The following is an 18,641-nucleotide window of genomic DNA, read 5'->3' on the forward strand; positions in this document are numbered from 1 at the left end:
CGTGGACGGCGACGGAGCCGGCGGGCCCACCACTGCGTGCCGCTCAGTTCAGTGGCTCGGTGAGTTTGCGGGTGCCGTCGCCGACGTCCGCCGCCAGACTGCACGCCACCTTGTCGATGCCGATCCGGTAGCCGCTGGAATCCGGGTACTGCACGAGCGTGCCACGTACGGTGCCCGCGGACTGCTTGGCCGCCTTGCGCTCCAGGGGCACTCGGCAGAGGGCCGACGCAGCCTTCTTGAGGGCGGCGTCGGTGCTGTAGGTGCCTTCGAGCTCGGCCACCTTCACCACCTCGGCGTCGTGCGGCTTGCCGCACGAGCGCTTGGTGGCCTGTCCGGGCCGGCTTCCGTCCGCGTCGAAGCAGTCCCCCGTGGTCAGCATGTAGTACGGCAATTCGTTGCCCGCGGGCGTCGGGAAGAGCGACCGGAGGTCGCTGGGGACGACGCCGGTGGGCAGGTCCGAGGGGAGGGTCGGCACGGCACTGGGCAGTTCCGAGGGGGCGGAGGGCAGTTCGGACGGGATGCTCAGCGACGGACCGGGCTGCCGTCGCGTACTTCCGCCGGCCTCTGGCGACTTGTCGTCCTTCCCGCCACCACCGCCTCCCGTCGCCACCGCGATCACGGCAACCACGACACCGACGGTCACCATCAAGGCGAGCACCACGAGGAGCGTGTTCCGACGCCGTCCGCCCCGGTGGCCTCCGGGTCCGCCGCCCGGCGGTCGGGGAGGCGGCGGTGGCTGCCATCCCCCGCCCCCCTGCGACGGCGGCCCGAAGCCGCCCGGAGGCGGACCGTAGCCCCCTGGAGGGGGGCTGTAGCCACCCGACCGCGATCCATGGCCACTGGACGGTGGTCCGTAGCCACCGGACGAAGGCCCGTATCCGCCTGACTGCGATTCGTCGCCACCTGCCGGCGATCCATAGCCACCGGACGGTGGGTCGTAGCCTCCCGGTGGTGGGCCGAAACCACCGTCGTCTGGGGGCGGCGTGTCTCCCGGCGGTCGAGGCGGTACGGGCGGCATGGCCATACCGTCCAGAGTCGTGCCGAACCGGTCATCACGCGAGCCCTGCACCGAAGTTGATACCGACTCATGGCACGGATCGCACGATTCCGCATCATTCACGCAGGGAACGTTCCGAACCCACCGAACCCGCTGCCCCCTCTGAACTCACCGATCCCACCGGAGCCGCCGCGAGGTGGGATCTGAACGCGCCCGAGCACGAGGCCCGGGCACGAGATCCGGTCCCGCTGAGGCAGGCCCGCCCGAGGGCGGGCCCACGCCGCGTGGGACCGGTCAGCCCCGCGCACCCAGCAAGTGGTCCATCGCCAGCTGGTCCAGACGCTCGAAGGCCATGCCGCGCGCGGCCGCCGCGTCCACGTCGAAGTCCTCGAAGGCCGTCGGGTCACCGAGCAGCCCCTCCAGGCCGTCGGCCGCAGTGGGCTGCGCCAGCTCGTCCAGGCGCGAGGCACGCAGGGCCTCCTGGACCTCGGGGTCGGCACGGAAGGCCGCGGAGCGCTCCCGCAGGATCAGGTAGTTGCGCATGCAGCCGGCGGCCGACTCCCAGACACCGTCGAAGTCCTCAGTGCGCGGCGGCTTGAAGTCGAAGTGCTTCGGCCCGGCGTAACCGGCGCTCTCCAGGAGGTCGACGAGCCAGAACGCGGCACGCAGGTCGCCCGCCCCGAAGCGCAGGTCCTGGTCGTACTTGATGCCCGACTGGCCGTTGAGGTCGATATGGAAGAGCTTCCCCGCCCACAGGGCCTGCGCGATGCCGTGCGGGAAGTTCAGCCCGGCCATCTGCTCGTGACCCACCTCGGGGTTCACGCCGTACAGCTCCGGGCGCTCCAGGCGCTCGATGAAGGCGAGGGCGTGGCCCACCGTGGGCAACAGGATGTCGCCGCGCGGCTCGTTCGGCTTCGGCTCGATGGCGAACTTCAGGTCGTAGCCCTGGGAGGTCACGTACTCGCCGAGGAGGTCGAAGGCCTCCTTCATGCGGTCGAGCGCGACCCGGACGTCCTTGGCGGCACCGGACTCGGCGCCCTCCCGGCCGCCCCACGCGACATACGTCTGGGCGCCGAGCTCGACCGCCAGGTCGATGTTCCGGATCGTCTTGCGCAGGGCGTAACGCCGCACGTCGCGGTCGTTCGCGGTGAACGCGCCGTCCTTGAAGACGGGGTGCGTGAACAGGTTGGTCGTGGCCATCGGCACCTTCAGCCCCGTGGCGTCCAGGGCCTGCCGGAACCGCTTGATGTGCGACTCCCGCTCGCTGTCCGAGGACCCGAAGGGGATCAGGTCGTCGTCGTGGAACGTCACTCCGTAGGCACCGAGCCCGGCCAGACGCTGCACCGACTCGACCGGATCCAGGGCCCTCCGGGTGGCTTCGCCGAACGGGTCCCTTCCCTGCCAGCCGACGGTCCACAGGCCGAAGGTGAACCTGTCCTCGGGGGTGGGCTGGTAGTTCATGTCGCGGCTCCTTGTTTGCTCCGACTATTTCGTCATGGCGGTTAACAAATTAGTATGCGAACGCATCTCTGGGAAGAGACGAAGTTCGAAACCCGGGCCGGGAGCGGTCCGGACAGCCCCACAACCAGGACAGATCCCGCGGAGCCGCGGAAGAGGGAGAGCCCGATGTCAGCAGCCGAGGGTCCGCTCGTCGTCGGAGTGGACACGTCCACCCAGTCCACCAAGGCCCTGGTCGTCGACGCATCCACCGGACAGGTGGTTGCCAGTGGGCAGGCCCCGCACACCGTCTCCACGGGTGCGGGCCGCGAGAGCGACCCCCGGCAGTGGTGGGACGCGCTCTGCGAAGCGCTGAACCAGTGCGGCGACGCCGCCCACGAGGCCGCCGCGGTCTCGATCGGCGGCCAGCAGCACGGCCTCGTGACCCTCGACGCCCAGGGCGAGCCCGTGCGGCCCGCCCTGCTGTGGAACGATGTGCGCTCCGCACCGCAGGCGCGTCGGCTGGTCGAGGAACTGGGCGGCCCGAAGGCCTGGGCGGAACGCACCGGCAGCGTGCCCGGACCGTCCTTCACCGTCACGAAGTGGGCCTGGCTCGCGGAGAACGAGCCGGACGCCGTCCGGGCGACGGCGGCCGTGCGGCTGCCCCACGACTACCTCACCGAACGGCTGACCGGGCAGGGCACCACCGACCGCGGGGACGCCTCGGGCACGGGCTGGTGGGCCTCCGGGACGGAGGCCTACGACGACGAGGTCCTCGCCCATGCCGGGCTCGACCCGGCGCTGCTCCCCCGCGTGGTCCGGCCCGGCGAGGTGGCCGGAACGGTGCACGCTCAGGGTGGCCTGCCGTTCTCCAGGGGCACCCTGGTCGCCGCGGGCACCGGCGACAACGCGGCCGCCGCACTCGGCCTCGGCCTGCGCCCCGGCACCGCTGTACTGAGCCTCGGGACGTCGGGCACGGTGTACGCCGTGTCGACGCGGCGCCCCGCCGATCCAACCGGCACGGTGGCGGGCTTCGCCGACGCGCGCGGCGACTGGCTTCCGCTGGCCTGCACCCTGAACTGCACCCTGGCAGTCGACCGTATCGCCGCGCTCCTGGGCCTCGACCGGGAAGCCGTGGAACCGGGGTCCGGAGTGACGCTGCTGCCCTACCTGGACGGGGAGCGCACCCCGAATCTGCCGCACTCGGCCGGACTGCTGACCGGTCTGCGTCACGACACGACCGGCGGGCAGCTTCTCCAGGCGGCGTACGACGGTGCCGTGCACTCGCTGCTCGGCGCACTCGATCTCGTTCTCGACGCGGATGCCGACCGCACCGCGCCCCTGCTGCTGATCGGCGGCGGTGCCCGAGGGGCCGCCTGGCAGCAGACCGTGCGGCGGCTGTCGGGGCGGCCGGTGCAGGTGCCCGAGGCCAAGGAACTCGTGGCACTCGGGGCGGCCGCCCAGGCCGCAGGCCTGCTCACCGGCGAGGACCCGGCCGCCGTCGCCCGGCGCTGGAACACCGCCCGGGGACCGGTGCTCGACGCCATCGAGCGGGACGACGAGACGCTCGCCAGGATCGCCGGGGTACTCTCCGACGCGGCTCCGCTGCTGGAGCGGCCGTAGTCAGGCCCGCCCGTGCGGGTGGCGGCAGGAGCGTGGTCCCGCGAGGACGACAGGAACGAGGATTGACGGAGGCATGACCGCACCGCTGCACGAGACCCACCCGACCGGATCCGGCCGCCGCCTGCCCGACACTCAGCAGGGCATGCGTCGCCGTAACCTGTCCAGGGTCATGCACACCGTCAGTGCCGAGGGGCCTTTGTCGCGCGCTGCCGTCGCCTCACGGATCGGCCTGACACGGGCGGCCGTGTCGACGCTCGTCGACGAATTGATCCGCTCGGGGCTTCTCGAAGAGCTGGGTCCCGAACGGCCGGGCCGGGTGGGGCGGCCGGGCTCGGCGCTGGCCGTCAGCGGCCGCGGTCCCGCCGGGATCGGTGCCGAGGTCGGCGTCGACCACCTCGCGGTGTGCGCCGTCGACCTGCGCGGCGACATACGGGCCCGTGCGGTGCGCAACGGCACGAACCGCGGCCGGTCGCCGGAACCTGTCGTCGAGGAGCTGTCGGCCATGGTGCGGCAGGTCGTCGCCGAGGCGGAGCGCGAGGGGCTGTGGCCCGCAGGCCTCGCGGTGGCCGTGCCCGGTCTGGTGGCGCGCGACGCCCGGACCGTGATCCGCGCCCCGAACCTCCACTGGCAGGACACGGACCTGAGCGCACTGCTTCCCGCGGATCTGCCGCTCACCGTGGACAACGAAGCCAACTTCGGCGGCCTCGCCGAACTGTGGCTCGGCGACGCGACCCCGCGCGACTTCCTGCACGTGTCCGCGGAGATCGGTATCGGTGCCGCGGTCCTCGTCGACGGGCACCTGCTGCGCGGAACCCGTGGCTTCGCCGGCGAGTTGGGGCACGTGCCGGTGCATCCGGACGGGCCGGAGTGCCCGTGCGGTGGACACGGCTGCCTCGAGCAGTACGCGGGAGAGGAGGCCGTCCTTCGTGCCGCCGGTCTGGAGCCGGGCGAAGACCGGGTGGGACTGCTGTCCGAGCGCGCCGCGCAGGGCGACCCGCACGTACGGCATGCCCTGCGCGATGCGGGCACCGCGCTCGGCATCGCGCTGACAGGGGCGGTCAATCTGCTGGACCCCGAGACGGTCGTGCTCGGAGGCGCGCTGTCCGGTCTCGCACCCTGGCTTCTGCCGTCGCTGGAGGAGGAGCTGGCCCGCCGCACCGCGGGTCCCGCCTGTGCCGTGTCGGTTTCCCGGCTGGGACCCGAGGGGCCCTTGCTGGGCGCCGCGCATTCAGTGGTGCGGGGTGTGCTGGACGACCCGGCGGCGGTGGCGGGGCGGGCATAGCCCGCGCACGCGGCGGTGGCGGAGCGCGCCCGGTCCGATCCGGCAGCGGTCGCGAAGGCGCGCGAAGCAGGCACGGCCTGCTTCGCCGATCCTCGTGGAACAGGCTCAGCCGGACACGCTTCGCGCCGGTCAGTGGAAGGACGTCGACACACGGACGTCGGCACGCAACCGTCAGCACACGGCCGTCTTCCTGCCGGCGTCGGCGGGCGGGCGTCAACACACAGGTGGGGCTCCCCCATTCGGGTGGCCGAGTTGTCCACAGTCACGGACTTGTCCACGGACTGACGCCTCGCTCTTCCGGCCCAACCGGCAAGCGCCGTACCGTAATTCACGCGAGGCGCAGCCGTCCGGTGGGTGGCTGCGCGCCGGGCGGATCGGGGGGGGACGTGTCGGGGGAGACGGTTCCAGGACTGCGGCGTGAGGCGATCGGGCTGCGCGAGGTCCTGTTCCAGAGCATCACGGCCATGGCGCCGGCGGCAGCGGTCGCCGCGTCCATTCCGTCGGGTGCGGCTTTCGCGGGCGGCAGTCTGCCCCTGTCCGTACTCATCGCGCTCGTGGCATGTCTGTTCACCGCCTCGTGCGTGGCCGAGCTGGCCAGGGAGCTGCCCTCGGCCGGTTCGGTGGCCACCTACGCGGCTCAGGGCCTGCACCCGGCTGTCGGCTTCCTCGTGGGCTGGGGCTACGTGTTCGTCGAAGCACTCGTGCCGCCGCTGCTGCTCCTGCAGCTCGGGTTCACCACGGCGGGCACACTGCACCAGGAGTGGTCGTCGTATCCGGACGACCTGTGGTGGCCCTGGTCGCTCGCGGGAGCCGCGATCATCGCCGTCGCGGGCTACTTCGGAGTGCGTGCCTCGGCCCGCTTCGGCACCGTTCTCGGCGTCTTCGAGGTACTGGTCTTCCTGGTGTTCGCGGTATGGCTGATCGCCGAGGCCGGCGGCGGCAACACCCTGTCGGTGTTCGGCACGTCCCACACGGCCGACGGATACGAAGGCATCAGCGGCGTGTTCGCAGGATCGGTGTACACCGTTCTCGCCTTCGCGGGTTTCGAGGCGGCCGCCCCGCTCGCCGAGGAGACCAAGGACCCGCGCCGCACGATGCACCGGGCCGTCCTCGGCGCGGCACTCGCGATCGGCCTCGTGTACGTCGTGACGACCTACGCCATGTCCGCCTACTTCGGCCCCGACCGCTTCACCGGGTTCGGTGCCTCGGGGGCCGCCTCGTGGGAGGGCGTGGCACGCGCCTCGTTCGGTCTGTTCTGGGTGCTCGTGTTCCTGGCGGTGGTCAATTCGACCATCGCCAATGCCAACGCCTGCTCCAACGTCTCCACGCGCACCGCCTTCGCCCTGGCCCGGATCCGGGTGTTCCCCGGGCTCTTCGCGAGCCTGCACCCCCGGCACCGCTCCCCCGTCGCCGGCGTCGTCGTGCAGGGTGCGGTGGCGCTCGCGGCCATGCTGGGACTCGGTTTCGCCTACGACCCCGTGACGGCGTTCCTCCTGCTCGCGACGGTGATCGTCACCGTGGTCATCGGCGTGTACATCGTGGTGAACCTGGCATGCGTGGGCTACTTCCTGCGCCGCAGGCGGGAGTTGTTCCGGCCGGTGCGGCATCTGCTCTTCCCCGTGCTCGGGATCGCCGCGTTCGTTCCGGCGCTGCTGACCGCGGCGGGGCTGCCGGTCTTCGACTTCGTCTCCGAGCTGACGGCTCCCGTGTCGTACGCCGGTCCGGTGGTCGGCGTCTGGATGCTCGCCGGGGTCGCCGTACTGATCGTGCTGCTGCGCCGCCATCCGGGGCGAATAGCCGAGACCGCGCGTGTCCACCTCGACGAGACCCCCACCGCCGAACCCCGGCAGAGCGGAGCCGTGCAGTCATGAGCGACCCCCGGATCCTGACCGTGCGGCCCGCGCCGGGCGAGTACGCGTGGACGTTCGGTGGTGCGCCGCCCATGGCACGCATCGAGCCCGGCACGGTCCTCGACCTCTACACGGAAGACTGCTTCGCGGGTCGGGTGCGGTCCGAGAAGGACCTGGTGTCCGAGGTCTGCGAGTTCCCCTATCTCAATCCGCAGACCGGCCCCTTCCACGTGGTGGGTGCGGAGCCCGGTGACACCGTCGCGGTGCACTTCGTGTCCATCGAGCCGGCTCGTGACTGGGCGGCATCGACGACGGTTCCGCTCTTCGGGGCGCTCACTTCCACGCACACCACGGCGACCTTGCAGCCGCCGCTGCCGGAGACCGTATGGATCTGGCACCTCGACCGGGAGCGTCGCACCGCCCTGTTCAGTGCGCGTGACAGCGACATCGAGGTCGAGCTTCCGATGGATCCCATGCACGGCACCGTCGGGGTGGCGCCGGCCAACCTGGAGGTGCGTTCGGCGCTGGTGCCCGACGCACACGGCGGGAACATGGACACACCGGAGATGCGGGCGGGCGTGACCTGCTATCTCGGCGTGAATGTCGAGGGCGCGCTGCTGAGCCTCGGCGACGGGCACGCCCGGCAGGGTGAGGGCGAGACCTGCGGGGTGGCCGTCGAGTGCGCGATGAACACGACGGTGATCGTCGAACTCCTCAAGCAGGTGGCCACGCCGTGGCCGCGCATCGAGTCGGACACGCACATCGTCTCGACCGGTTCGGCGCGCCCTCTGGAGGACGCGTTCCGGATATCGCAGCTCGACCTGGTGCAGTGGCTGGTGCGTGACTACGGCTTCAGCGAGCTGGACGCCTACCAGTTCGCGACACAGGCCGTCGAATCACCGCTCGCCAATGTCTGCGACACCAACTACACGTGCGTGGCCAAGCTCCGCAAGGATTGGCTGCCGACGCGAGAGACTCACCGCGGACTGCACCGGCAACTGCGCGAGAAGGCCGCCACGCTCCGGCGGTGAGAAACGCGAGCGCCGGCTGGACGCCCACCACGATCGAGACCATCCCCCACAAGTACCCCCACACGTGAAAGGCGTACGCATCATGGAGCGAGCGAGATCGTTCCCGAGCCGACGGCGGCTGCTCAAGGGCGCGGCCCTGGCCGCCCTCCCCTACGCGTTGGTCCCCGGTACACGCGCCACGGCACAGACGGTCGTCGACTATCCGAGCGCCGAATGGACCGCGGCGAGCAAGTACAACTACACGGCGTCCAGTCGGCCGGCGACCTATCGGCTCGACTACGTGATCATTCATGTCACGCAGGAAACGTACAGCGACACGCTGTCCATCTTCGCAAACCCGCAGAAGCAGGTGTCGGCCCACTACGTGGTGCGATCGGCCGACGGCCACGTGGCGCAGTGCGTCAGGGAGCGAGACATCGCCTGGCACGCGGGCAACTGGGACTACAACACTCGCAGCGTCGGTATCGAGCACGAGGGCTGGGTGGACCGGCCCGCCTACTTCACCAACGCCTTGTACGAGGAGTCCGCCAAACTCACCGCCTCGATCTGCACGAGGTACGGCATTCCGAAGGACCGCGCCCACATCATCGGGCACTACGAGGTGCCTGGCACAGATCACACCGACCCCGGACCGAACTGGGACTGGACGCGCTACATCAGACTTGTCAACTTCGCCTGACACCACGGCTCCCGGGCCTTCAGGGATGCCGAAGCCCCGCAGGGCGACGCCGGTACCGCGGCCGGACCGACAGGCGGATGTCAGCCCGCACTGGCCGCTCCGGCAAGGTGGATGTGCAGCTGCTCCGGGCTGGCGCGGAATCGCGGTGATGCGGGCACCGCGAGCTCGTCGGGCAGGACGGACGTGCGGGCACCGGGCGGCTGGTCCGACAGGCCGGACGTGCGGGTGCGGTGGCCGATCGCACGGTTGGATTCGGTGCAGGGACGGGCACACAGCTTGTCCGGGCGCGCACCGGGAGTGACGATGGTCCCAGCCGCATCGCCTTCCGGGAGGCCGAGTTGACCGATCCCTGGGTGGCCCTGGAGCCAGGAGCCGACCCCGTCCAGCGCATGCGGGTCCTGCGTCGTGCCCATCAGTCGTTCACCGAGGCGGGCACGGTGACCCGGCCGGTGCGGTCCGTCGTCGCCGACTCGTGGCGGCGTTCGGCGCGGGCCGGGGTGGCCCCTGACGGTACGGCGAGCGTCGAGCTCACCGACGGGGACCTCGGCTCCTATCGGGCGGAGCATCCGCTGGCCAGGGTGATGCCGCTGTTCCGGGAACTGATGGGGACGTTCGCGGCGGACGGGGAGCATCTGCTGGCGGTGTGCGACGCCCAGGGCCGGCTGCTGTGGGTGGAGGGCCATCCGGTGACGCGGCGGCAGGCGGACCGGATGAACTTCGTACCGGGAGCGCGCTGGTCGGAGACCGCCGTGGGGACGAACGCGCCCGGCACGTCGGTCGCCGTCGACCGGCCGGTACAGGTGTTCGCGGCCGAGCACTTCAGCCGGCGCGTCCAGCCGTGGACGTGTGCGGCGGCGCCGGTGCACGACCCGCGCACAGGGCGGGTGCTCGGCGCTGTGGACATCACCGGCGGGGACGGGCTCGCGCATCCGCACAGTCTCGGTTTCGTGCAGGCGGTGGCGCGGGCGGCCGAATCCCACCTGGCGCTGCTCACACCGCCCGAGACCAGGACCGACGGCCTGGAGCTGACCACGCTGGGCCGTGACGAGGCCCAGCTGCTGGCGGGGGGCCGCAAGATCAGGCTCAGTCGCCGGCACAGCGAGATCCTGGTGCTGCTGGCCCGGCATCCGGAGGGCCTGACGGGTGACGAGTTGCTGTGCGCGCTGTACGAGGACGAGTCGGTGACTCCGGTGACGCTGCGCGCCGAACTCGCCAGGCTGCGCCGACTGCTCGGACCGGGACTGCTGGAGTCGCGCCCCTATCGGCTCACGGTGCCGGTCGAGTCCGATGTCGCGGTCGTGGAGCGGCGGCTCGGGACCGGATCGGTGACCGCGGCCATGGCGGCGTACACGGGTCCGCTGCTGCCGAGTTCGGGGGCGCCCGCGGTGGTCCGGCTGCGGCGCAGGCTCGCGGACGGGCTGCGTGCGGCGCTCGTCGCCCGCCGCGATCCGGATCTGCTGGCTGACTGGGCGCGCGCGCCCTGGGGCGAGGACGACCTGGACGTGTGGCGGGCGCTGGCTTCGGTGCGCCCAGGGGCGGCCGTCCGGTCACGGCTGGACGCGTTGGAGCGTGAGCTGGCGGCGGCATGGCCTCGGGAGCGGGCGCCGGGCGGTGCAACGTCCTCGCAACGTCCGCACTCCTAGCGTCGCGGCGAGAGCTGCCCAACGGCGGGCAGCGCTTCTCCGGGAGGCAGACCAGCATGACCCGTTACGCGGCGCCCGGCACCGAGGGCGCGATCGTCTCCTACCAGGCGCGTTACGACCACTTCATCGGCGGGGAGTACGTGCCGCCGGCTCGCGGGCAGTACTTCGAGAACCCGAGTCCCGTGAACGGGCAGCCGTTCACCGAGGTGGCGCGTGGCACCGCCGAGGACGTGGAGCGCGCGCTGGACGCGGCACACGCCGCGGCTCCCGCGTGGGGACGCACCTCCGTGACAGCCCGAGCCGACATCCTGCTCAAGATCGCGGACCGGATGGAGGCGAACCTGGAGAAGCTGGCGGTCGCCGAGAGCTGGGAGAACGGCAAGCCGGTGCGGGAGACCCTGGCGGCCGACATCCCGCTCGCCATCGACCACTTCCGCTACTTCGCCGGGGCGATCCGCTCCCAGGAGGGCTCGCTCGGTGAGGTGGACGACGACACCGTGGCGTACCACTTCCACGAGCCGCTCGGTGTGGTCGCGCAGATCATCCCGTGGAACTTCCCCATTCTGATGGCGGTCTGGAAGCTCGCGCCCGCACTGGCCGCGGGCAACGCTGTCGTCATCAAGCCCGCGGAGCAGACCCCGGCATCCATCCACTACTGGATGAGCCTGATCGCGGATCTGCTGCCCCAGGGCGTGGTGAACATCGTCAACGGCTTCGGGGTGGAGGCGGGCAAGCCGCTCGCCTCCAGCCCTCGGGTGGCGAAGGTCGCCTTCACCGGTGAGACCACGACGGGGCGGCTGATCATGCAGTACGCCTCTGAGAACATCAAGCCGGTCACGCTGGAGCTCGGCGGCAAGTCACCGAACATCTTCTTCGACGACGTGTGGGCCGCCGACGACGACTTCCGGGACAAGGCGCTTGAAGGCTTCACCATGTTCGCGCTCAACCAGGGCGAGGTCTGCACCTGCCCGTCGCGGGCGCTCGTCCAGCGCGGCCAGTACGGCGACTTCATGGCGGCGGCCGTCGCCCGCACCGAGCTCATCAAGCCGGGTCACCCGCTGGACACCGACACGATGATCGGCGCCCAGGCCTCCAACGACCAGCTGGAGAAGATCCTCTCCTACCTGGACATCGGCCGGCAGGAGGGTGCCAAGATCCTGACGGGTGGCGAACGGATCGAGCACGACGGCGAGTTGAAGGGCGGGTACTACGTCCAGCCGACGATCTTCGAGGGCGACAACCGGATGCGGATCTTCCAGGAGGAGATCTTCGGGCCGGTCGTCTCGGTCACATCGTTCGACGATTTCGACGACGCCATCAAGATCGCGAACGACACGCTGTACGGGCTGGGCGCCGGTGTCTGGACGCGGGACATCAACACCGCGTACCGCGCGGGCCGCTCGATCCAGGCGGGCCGCGTCTGGACCAACTGCTACCACGCCTACCCGGCGCACGCCGCGTTCGGCGGCTACAAGCAGTCCGGCATCGGCCGCGAGACGCACAAGATGATGCTGGAGCACTACCAGCAGACGAAGAACCTTTTGGTTTCCTACAGCCCGAAGAAACTTGGGTTCTTCTAGAGACTGAAGTCGGGTGCTTGAAGCCCTTGTTGGGCTTCAAGCACCCGAACACAGCGATCACTCTCAGTGACTCCCCGGGCCCCATGAGCAAACAATTGACCTCGAAACGCCTTGTGGTCGGACCAGGCGTGGACCAGAACCTCGTGGCTTGAGCGAAGGTCTCCGACCCTCACGGATGCGACGCGCACGACACCTGATGGCGTCCTGCCTGGCACGACATCTGATTTGCCCAGGTGTCCAAAGACCTCCCGGTCACCTCCCGACAAGCCCGAAGTTGTCGGCGACAAGACCGCACCCGACTGGAAGAGAGGGTTTCTGGTGCGGGCAGCGCTGCAACAAGAACGAGAACCGGATCGTCCGAGCCTGCCGCCGGTGTGCGTCCGTGTCCCATGAGGTCTGTTGAACAGTGAGCCTTTTCAGCGGTGTCTCTCCAGGGTGAGGACGGCTTTGGCGATGACGGTCATGCGGTTGGGGCTGATGCGGGATCTGCGGAAGATCTGCCAGAACTTCAGCCGGCCATGCCACGTTCGACGGGTGCCCGTGCCGCCGACGGGATCGGTGACGACCTGGACGTTCACGCCGTGGCGACGGTGCTTGGCCGAGTAGGCGGCGCGGCTGTCGCCGACGCGGTCGCACTCGGCGAGGGTTCCGTCCAGCAGGACGAAGTCCGGATCGTGCTCGCGCAGCGTCTTGAGCAGGCCCGGCGCGAGATCGGCGAGACCGAGCTGCGCCTGAATGAGCCGGTTGTCACGTCCGCCGTCAATCCGCTCGTGCCCGAGACCGGCCAGGTGCTCGACGGCCAGCCTGGCGCCCATCGCGATGCACGCGAGCAAGCTCGGCAAGGCGATCCCTTCAGGACACCGTTCCAGTGGCCTGTCCCCGCTTCCAACTTCCCTTGCCTGCTTCCCTGCTTCCTCGTGCAACCCTTGGACGCCTTTGCGAGTCTCCTGTTTGCCGAACGGCGGGTCACACCTGGAACAACTCCGGGCAAACACCAACGGACCGGCACCTCATCGACGCGGGATGTCCGCCGGATGTCCCTGTCCCCCGCAGGAGCTCAACGCATGGCCAAGCACAGACACCTTCCCGCCCCGCCTCCGACACGCATCCGCGTCGCCACAGCGAACGCCGCGGCGGCGCCCCTGACCGGCGGCCTCCTCGCCGCGTCGGCGGGCACGGCCGGCACGGCCGACTCCGTCACGCACCACAAGGCGGATTTCAACGGGGAGGGCTACGGAGACGTCGCGTTCTCCGCAGGCAACGCCACTGCGTCCGGGCAGAGGAACACCCGGGACTTCGTCGCCCTGTACGGATCGGCGAACGGCATCACGTCGGCCAAACGCACCACCATCGGCCAGAACACCACCAGCGGGCCTGGCTCCTCCGAGGCGGGTGACGGCTTCGGCCGGGTCAGCGCCTGAGGCGACTTCAACCACGACGGCTTCGACGACCTGGCGGCTGGCGCCGCGCACGAGGAGGTCGGTACCGACGTCGACGGCGCCACCATCGCGATCCTTCAGGGCTCCGCCTGCGGCCTGCCCGTGGCACCACCATCGCCGACCCCGCGGCCTCCTCGCACGACCGCTGGGGCTCCGCCCTCACCGCGAGCGACATCAACGGCGACGGCTGCCCGATGTTCGAGGCGAACGCCGCCAACTGAGCAGAACCCACAGGCAGTTCACCAGGCCGGGTGACGGGCGAGCCCGACACACCGAACTGCTGGACTGGCCAGTGCTGCGACGTCGGCTGCCAGGCCCACCTCGGCGACCGCTCATGGGTCGATCAGCACAGCAACACCCCGACTCGTCATCGTCAACAGCCCAGCGAAAGGCCCGTCCATGAAGCGAACGCTCACGTTGATCACCGCGCTGGTCGTCTCCGCGCTGTCGCCGACAACGGCGCACGCGGCGGTCAAGAAGGCCAAGCCTCCGCTCAGTTGCGAGTCTCGGACGTTCACCTCAAGACCAGGCCCGAGCTTCAACGACCCGGAGGACGCCGACGCCCAGATGAACGTCATGGGCCCGATCATCGAATCGATCAACAGCGCCAGTTGCGGGCAGACCATACGCGTCGCCATGTACTCGATCGGCAGCACGCAGCCGGGCCCGGACTTCGCCAACGCCCTGATCGCCGCGCACCAGCGCGGCGTCATCGTCAAGGCGCTGATGGACTCTCACAGCGACAATGCGATCTGGCAATCGATGGTCACCGAGTTGGGCAACGACCCGCGAGCCTCCAGCTTCGCCGCGCTGTGTCCGGGCGGCTGCCTGACCCACTACTCCGGCTCCGCCCTGCACGCGAAGTACTACATGCTCAGCGGCGGGAGCGACGCGAACAGGACGGTGACCGTCAGCAGCGCCAACCCCACCTCCGCCCAGGCCAAGACCGCGTGGAACAGTGGCGCCACAGTCAAGGGCAACGTCGACGTGTACAACTCCTACGTCCGCTACTTCACAGCCATGGCCAAGGGGGCGCTCAACGGCCCGGGCCCGCTGGTGCCCGACTACTACAACTCCACCAGTGGCACGGCCGCCAGGACACTGTCCCCACCCTCCTACCAGTGGCCCAAGGCTCGCACCAGAAGCGACACCTGGGTCGACTTCCTGAACAACATCAAGGCGCCGGCCACGATCAACATCGCCATGTTCCAGTGGACCTCTCACGGGCAGCCGGGCGACCGGAACTATCTGGAACTGCCCAAGAAGCTCGTGAGCCTGGCACAAACCGGCGTCAAGATCCACATACTCTTCACCGCCGGCCAGGTTGATGGCAGCGTGCAGAACTACCTCAAGGACCGGCCGAATATCGACGTGCACGACACCACCCGCGGCACCGACGCGAACGGCAATGCTCTGCACTACACGCACGACAAGTACATGATGGTCAGCGGCGGTTATGCGGGTGCGGCCAACTCCAGACTTGTGTTCGTCGGCTCCTCGAACTGGACGAGCAACGGCGTCTGGCACAACGACGAGTCGGACCTGAAGCTGACCGGCCAGTCCAGCTACGACGCGTTCATGACGGACTGGCAGAACCAGTACGACCGCTGCTGTGGGACCGTGGCGCGCCAGTTGAGCGCCGAGGAGCGCGCCGAGAATACGGCACGCGAGATTCCGATCGATCCGAGGCAGGTCCAGGAATAGGCATTCTCGCCCCCAACCCCCCACCGGTCACTTGCTGAACCCGGCCGTCAGGCCGCTGAGCAACTGTCGGCGGCCGAACGCGTACAGGATCAGGATCGGCAGCGTTCGGCCTCGCACCTGGGACCAAGAGTCCCCCTGTCCGCCTCCCGCGTGTCGAGAAGCTCGATCCAGCGGTGGCGGACAAGGTCTTCGCCAAGGCGATGGCAACGGGAATCCGATATGCAACTGACCACGGCGCGAAGGCCATCAACATTTCTAGCGGTTCAGAAGCTAGGTCAAGCATGTACCACCAGCAGACGAAGAACCTGCTGGTGTCGTACTCGCCGAAGAAGCCGGGCTTCTTCTAGGCGCAGGAAATGGGCGCCTGACCAGGGCAGATGCCCGGCAGGCGCCCTTCTCGGCGCGCATCTCAACAGCGAGTCGAAACGTGTCCCTACTTCCCGAGTCACCCACCCGTGTCCCCGCTCCGACGAGCAGTTCCGGAGCAACAACACCCTGATCGAGACTCCATGCGGCGACGGGGGGAGGTCACGAAGTTGACGGTGCGGAGAGCGCCCTGGCGAGACCTTGGCCCGGCAAGGCCGAACGATGAGCTTGCTCGGGACGCGCGGCAGCCGTCCTGAGCGCCGTGCCGAAAGCGGCCAGGCCGGACGTGGTCAGTCCCGCGCGGCGTCGCCTCCCAACGCCCTCTGCGGACCGGCCCGCAGGTCGTCATTCCTGCCGTGCAGCACGGCCGGCGATCGTTCCGCCTCCCGCCCCCACTTCGACACGCTCGGCCAGGAACCGTCGAGACCAGGGTTCGGCCTTCCTGCAGCCAGGCGAGCGCGAGCGCCTACGGCACGCGGCTACCTGACCGACATCCGACGCCGATCGGTCCGCTGCCCCGCCCGGTTCGGTCCCGAACGACCCCCCACCCGGCGGCGGAGAGCTCAGACCATGAGGCTCACCCGCTCGTTGACACTCAGGAGCGACTTGCCGTAGACCTCGAATCCGACAGCCGGGACCAGGCCCGCGTGCCGGGCGGCGGTGTTGGCATCGCGCCAGATGCGCTGCAACGGGTTGGCGTCGGCGAACGCGGAGGCTCCGTGCGCGTTCAAAAGCGTGCCGATCGCGCCGAGGATCTGCTGGGCCGCGTAACCGGCCCGGGCCCTGACATGTGTGCGCGCCGCGTAGTCGAGGGGGTGGCCGGCCGAGGCCGCCCGGTCGACTTCGTCCACCGCGTCGTAGGTGTGCAGCCGGGCCGTCTCCAGCATGAGCGCCGCCTCGGCCAACTGCGTCTGGACGCCCACCGAGTCAGCCTGCCGGCCGTGGACCGTGAACGACAGCGGCTTCGTCTCGGCCGCCCGCACGACCGTGTCCAAGGCGGCCTTGCCCAGTCCGAGCAGAGGGCCCAGCAGACACAGCACCAGCATCGGGCCGAACGTCGCAGAGTACAGCGTCTCGTCCGGGTGGGAACGCGGGGAGACACCCTCCGCGGCCGCGGGAACCGACAGTACGCGGTGCTCGGGAACGAACACGTCCTGTCCGACCAGGGTGTTGCTGGCGGTGCCCTTCATGCCCGCGGTGTGCCACGTGTCCTCGACGCTGAGTTCGCAGGCCCGGATCAAGACGAGTGCCTGGTCGGCGACCGCCCCGTCGGCGTCCTTCAACAGCGCTCCCACTGCCGCCCAAGTGGCGAACGGAGCACCGGAGTTGTAGGACCAACGACCACTGACCCGCCAGCCACCGGGCACCCGTTCACCGATGCCCGCAGGTGCCGCCACACCGGTCACGCGCGCGTCGGGATCAGCTCCGAAGACCTCCTCCTGAGCCTCGTCGGGGAACAGGCAGGCGAGCAATTGGTCACCGAGATGATCATGCCGACCCACGCCGTCGAACCGTCGGCCGTCCCGAGCGCCTCAGACACCTCGGTCAGGGTGCGCAGGTCGGTCTGGTGGCCGCCGTAGCGGCGGGGCGTCAGCAATCGGAACACGCCGGCCTGAGCCATCGCCTCGACGACCTCCTCCGTCACCGCCCGGTCGGATTCTCCTTGCGCCGCGCGACGCCGCAGCAGCGGTTGCAGGCCCTTCGCCCGTGCGACGAGGTCGGTGTCAGTCCGGCTTGTGAACATATCGTCCGGGTTGTCGTCACGGCTGGTGACGTGCATCGGCTTCCCCTTTTTCATGCAGGTCGGAATCTGTCAGCCGCGTTCTGCGCCGTGGGGCGCGGCACGGCGGTAACAGCGTTCGGTGATCAGGTGTGCGCTCCCGGCCGGGCATCGGCCTGATGCCCGGCGGAGACGCAGGTTGCACCGCCCGAACCGCGGGCCCGTGTCCGGTCCGGCCGCCGTTCCGGCTGCGCCCCCGCGGGTCGCGCGCCTAGGCCGGCGGCTCCCCTCAGGACAGGGCCGTACGCTGCGGCTTCGTGCCGCGCCTCGCCGTCCGTCGGCGGATCGCGCGCCCGGCGCGCCGATTACAGCGCAATCTCGGCAAGGAGGTGCGCAAGCTCCGCGGGCTGCGACAGAAACGGCGAGTGGGCGCTTTCCAGACGGTGGACCGCTCCCGATCGGGCGGCCAGCACCTCCTGGTTCTTCGGCGTCAGCGCCTGATCCTGCTCACAGACGATGTAGGACGACGGAACGGAGTGCCAGCCCGCCTTGGTCAGCGTGTCGCTGAAGGACTTCACGCTCTGGGGAACCAGCCGCTTGACGGCCGCCTCGGCCTGCGCCTCGGGCACATCGGAGTAGAACAACGGCCGCGGCTGATCCGGTACGGCCTGAAGGCCCTGTGGGTTCGCCGGTACGGGCGCCCCGTGGAATCCGAGCAGGCTCTCACCCACGTCGAGCTGGAACGCCGCCAAGTAGACGATGTGTGCCACGTTGTCGGCCTCGGCCACCGCCTGGGTCGCGGGTATGCCGCCGTACGAATGGGCGACGACCACGACAGGGCCGGGGATGCGTCGCAGCTCCTCACGGACCACTCGTGCGTCGTCCTCGACCCCGCACTCCTGCCCGGCGCTGGGCAGGTCCACCGTTCGGGTCGCCCAGGCGTCGGCGGTGAGCTCCGACCTCAGGCTGTCCCAGCACCAGGAGCCGTGCCACGCACCGTGCACCAGTAGGAGGCTCGGGCGATCCCCGCTGACAGTGACCACGACAATCTCGCTCTCATATTCGAAACAAAACGGGCACTCAGAAGCGCCAGTGGCACCATATGCATCATTGGACAGCATGTCCAACAGTGCGTCCAAGGACGCCCTCGTCTCGACCACCGCCGCCTGCCGAATTCGGGCGGCCGGCCGAGCGGTCCACGACGCGCGGGAGGGGAAACGGCTGATGCCCGTGACACGGCACAGCGGTGCGACGCCGTGGCCGCCGGGGTCGGTCGCCCTGCCCGGGGGC

General features: G+C 69.8%; 15 protein-coding genes and 1 pseudogene. 10 read left to right on the forward strand and 6 right to left on the reverse strand.

The genetic code is table 11. The features are described from left to right. Positions 1-43 precede the first annotated feature (43 nt). Both H305_RS53955 and xylA read right to left on the reverse strand, forming a co-directional pair. The gene (locus H305_RS53955; RefSeq protein WP_199791376.1) at positions 44-658 is read right to left on the reverse strand and encodes a hypothetical protein; all 615 of its coding nucleotides are present in this window, start codon (positions 656-658) and stop codon (positions 44-46) included. 633 nt (positions 659-1,291) lie between these two features. Continuing rightward, on the reverse strand, positions 1,292-2,458 hold the full coding sequence (xylA, locus tag H305_RS0110340) for a xylose isomerase (protein ID WP_028800311.1): 1,167 nt from the start codon (positions 2,456-2,458) through the stop codon (positions 1,292-1,294). Positions 2,459-2,623: 165 nt separating this feature from the next. On the opposite strand from xylA, the gene xylB reads away from it, so the two are divergent. The 7 genes from xylB to H305_RS0110375 all read left to right on the forward strand — a co-directional run bounded on the left by xylB (position 2,624) and on the right by H305_RS0110375 (position 12,122). Continuing rightward, entirely contained in the window at positions 2,624-4,057 is a 1,434-nt protein-coding gene (gene xylB, locus H305_RS0110345) for a xylulokinase (protein WP_028800312.1), read from the forward strand. 73 nt (positions 4,058-4,130) lie between these two features. Continuing rightward, positions 4,131-5,339 (forward strand): ROK family transcriptional regulator, encoded by a 1,209-nt coding sequence (locus tag H305_RS0110350; protein ID WP_028800313.1) that lies wholly within the window; start codon positions 4,131-4,133, stop codon positions 5,337-5,339. 386 nt (positions 5,340-5,725) lie between these two features. Then, positions 5,726-7,210 (forward strand): APC family permease, encoded by a 1,485-nt coding sequence (locus H305_RS0110355; RefSeq protein ID WP_028800314.1) that lies wholly within the window; start codon positions 5,726-5,728, stop codon positions 7,208-7,210. Beyond that, a complete protein-coding gene (locus H305_RS0110360) occupies positions 7,207-8,220 on the forward strand; it encodes an acetamidase/formamidase family protein (RefSeq protein ID WP_028800315.1) in 1,014 nt (337 codons plus the stop codon). Before H305_RS0110355 ends, H305_RS0110360 begins: the two co-directional genes overlap by 4 nt. Positions 8,221-8,302: 82 nt before the next feature. Beyond that, complete coding sequence (locus H305_RS0110365; protein WP_028800316.1) at positions 8,303-8,899, forward strand: N-acetylmuramoyl-L-alanine amidase; 597 nt, start codon at positions 8,303-8,305, stop codon at positions 8,897-8,899. A gap of 338 nt (positions 8,900-9,237) precedes the next feature. Next, complete coding sequence (locus tag H305_RS45355) at positions 9,238-10,542, forward strand: GAF domain-containing protein (protein ID WP_199791377.1); 1,305 nt, start codon at positions 9,238-9,240, stop codon at positions 10,540-10,542. Positions 10,543-10,598: 56 nt separating this feature from the next. Further along, positions 10,599-12,122, forward strand: coding sequence for an aldehyde dehydrogenase family protein (locus H305_RS0110375; protein ID WP_028800317.1), 1,524 nt, complete (start codon positions 10,599-10,601; stop codon positions 12,120-12,122). Between the two features lie 416 nt (positions 12,123-12,538). Here the strand turns inward: H305_RS0110375 and H305_RS45360 are convergent. Next, positions 12,539-12,841 (reverse strand): annotated as a pseudogene (locus H305_RS45360) (transposase family protein); the annotation flags it as partial. A gap of 345 nt (positions 12,842-13,186) precedes the next feature. On the opposite strand from H305_RS45360, the gene H305_RS54650 reads away from it, so the two are divergent. From H305_RS54650 to H305_RS53330, 3 genes are all read left to right on the forward strand, one after another. After that, positions 13,187-13,543, forward strand: coding sequence for a hypothetical protein (locus H305_RS54650; RefSeq protein ID WP_028800319.1), 357 nt, complete (start codon positions 13,187-13,189; stop codon positions 13,541-13,543). 417 nt (positions 13,544-13,960) lie between these two features. Further along, entirely contained in the window at positions 13,961-15,265 is a 1,305-nt protein-coding gene (locus H305_RS0110390; RefSeq protein WP_028800320.1) for a phospholipase D-like domain-containing protein, read from the forward strand. 173 nt (positions 15,266-15,438) lie between these two features. After that, the gene (locus H305_RS53330; protein WP_158690511.1) at positions 15,439-15,612 is read left to right on the forward strand and encodes a hypothetical protein; all 174 of its coding nucleotides are present in this window, start codon (positions 15,439-15,441) and stop codon (positions 15,610-15,612) included. Positions 15,613-16,194: 582 nt separating this feature from the next. Here the strand turns inward: H305_RS53330 and H305_RS45370 are convergent. The 3 genes from H305_RS45370 to H305_RS0110405 all read right to left on the reverse strand — a co-directional run bounded on the left by H305_RS45370 (position 16,195) and on the right by H305_RS0110405 (position 18,355). Then, on the reverse strand, positions 16,195-17,037 hold the full coding sequence (locus H305_RS45370) for an acyl-CoA dehydrogenase family protein (RefSeq protein ID WP_234020722.1): 843 nt from the start codon (positions 17,035-17,037) through the stop codon (positions 16,195-16,197). Then, entirely contained in the window at positions 17,034-17,411 is a 378-nt protein-coding gene (locus H305_RS54655; protein ID WP_234020724.1) for an acyl-CoA dehydrogenase family protein, read from the reverse strand. The genes H305_RS45370 and H305_RS54655 overlap by 4 nt, the downstream gene beginning before the upstream one ends. 305 nt (positions 17,412-17,716) lie before the next feature. Beyond that, positions 17,717-18,355: an alpha/beta fold hydrolase gene (locus H305_RS0110405; RefSeq protein ID WP_234020727.1), complete on the reverse strand. Its 639-nt coding sequence runs from the start codon at positions 18,353-18,355 to the stop codon at positions 17,717-17,719. Positions 18,356-18,641: the final 286 nt, after the last annotated feature.

Source organism: Streptomyces sp. 142MFCol3.1 (genome assembly GCF_000424945.1).
Lineage (GTDB): Bacteria > Actinomycetota > Actinomycetes > Streptomycetales > Streptomycetaceae > Streptomyces > Streptomyces siamensis.

Coding starts and splice junctions, on each gene's coding strand:
- xylA (WP_028800311.1), bottom strand. CDS start 2,458: ATGAACTACCAGCCCACCCCCGAGGACAGGTTCACCTTCGGCCTGTGG.
- xylB (WP_028800312.1), top strand. CDS start 2,624: ATGTCAGCAGCCGAGGGTCCGCTCGTCGTCGGAGTGGACACGTCCACC.
- H305_RS0110350 (WP_028800313.1), top strand. CDS start 4,131: ATGACCGCACCGCTGCACGAGACCCACCCGACCGGATCCGGCCGCCGC.
- H305_RS0110360 (WP_028800315.1), top strand. CDS start 7,207: ATGAGCGACCCCCGGATCCTGACCGTGCGGCCCGCGCCGGGCGAGTAC.
- H305_RS0110365 (WP_028800316.1), top strand. CDS start 8,303: ATGGAGCGAGCGAGATCGTTCCCGAGCCGACGGCGGCTGCTCAAGGGC.
- H305_RS0110375 (WP_028800317.1), top strand. CDS start 10,599: ATGACCCGTTACGCGGCGCCCGGCACCGAGGGCGCGATCGTCTCCTAC.
- H305_RS54650 (WP_028800319.1), top strand. CDS start 13,187: ATGGCCAAGCACAGACACCTTCCCGCCCCGCCTCCGACACGCATCCGC.
- H305_RS0110390 (WP_028800320.1), top strand. CDS start 13,961: ATGAAGCGAACGCTCACGTTGATCACCGCGCTGGTCGTCTCCGCGCTG.
- H305_RS54655 (WP_234020724.1), bottom strand. CDS start 17,411: ATGCACGTCACCAGCCGTGACGACAACCCGGACGATATGTTCACAAGC.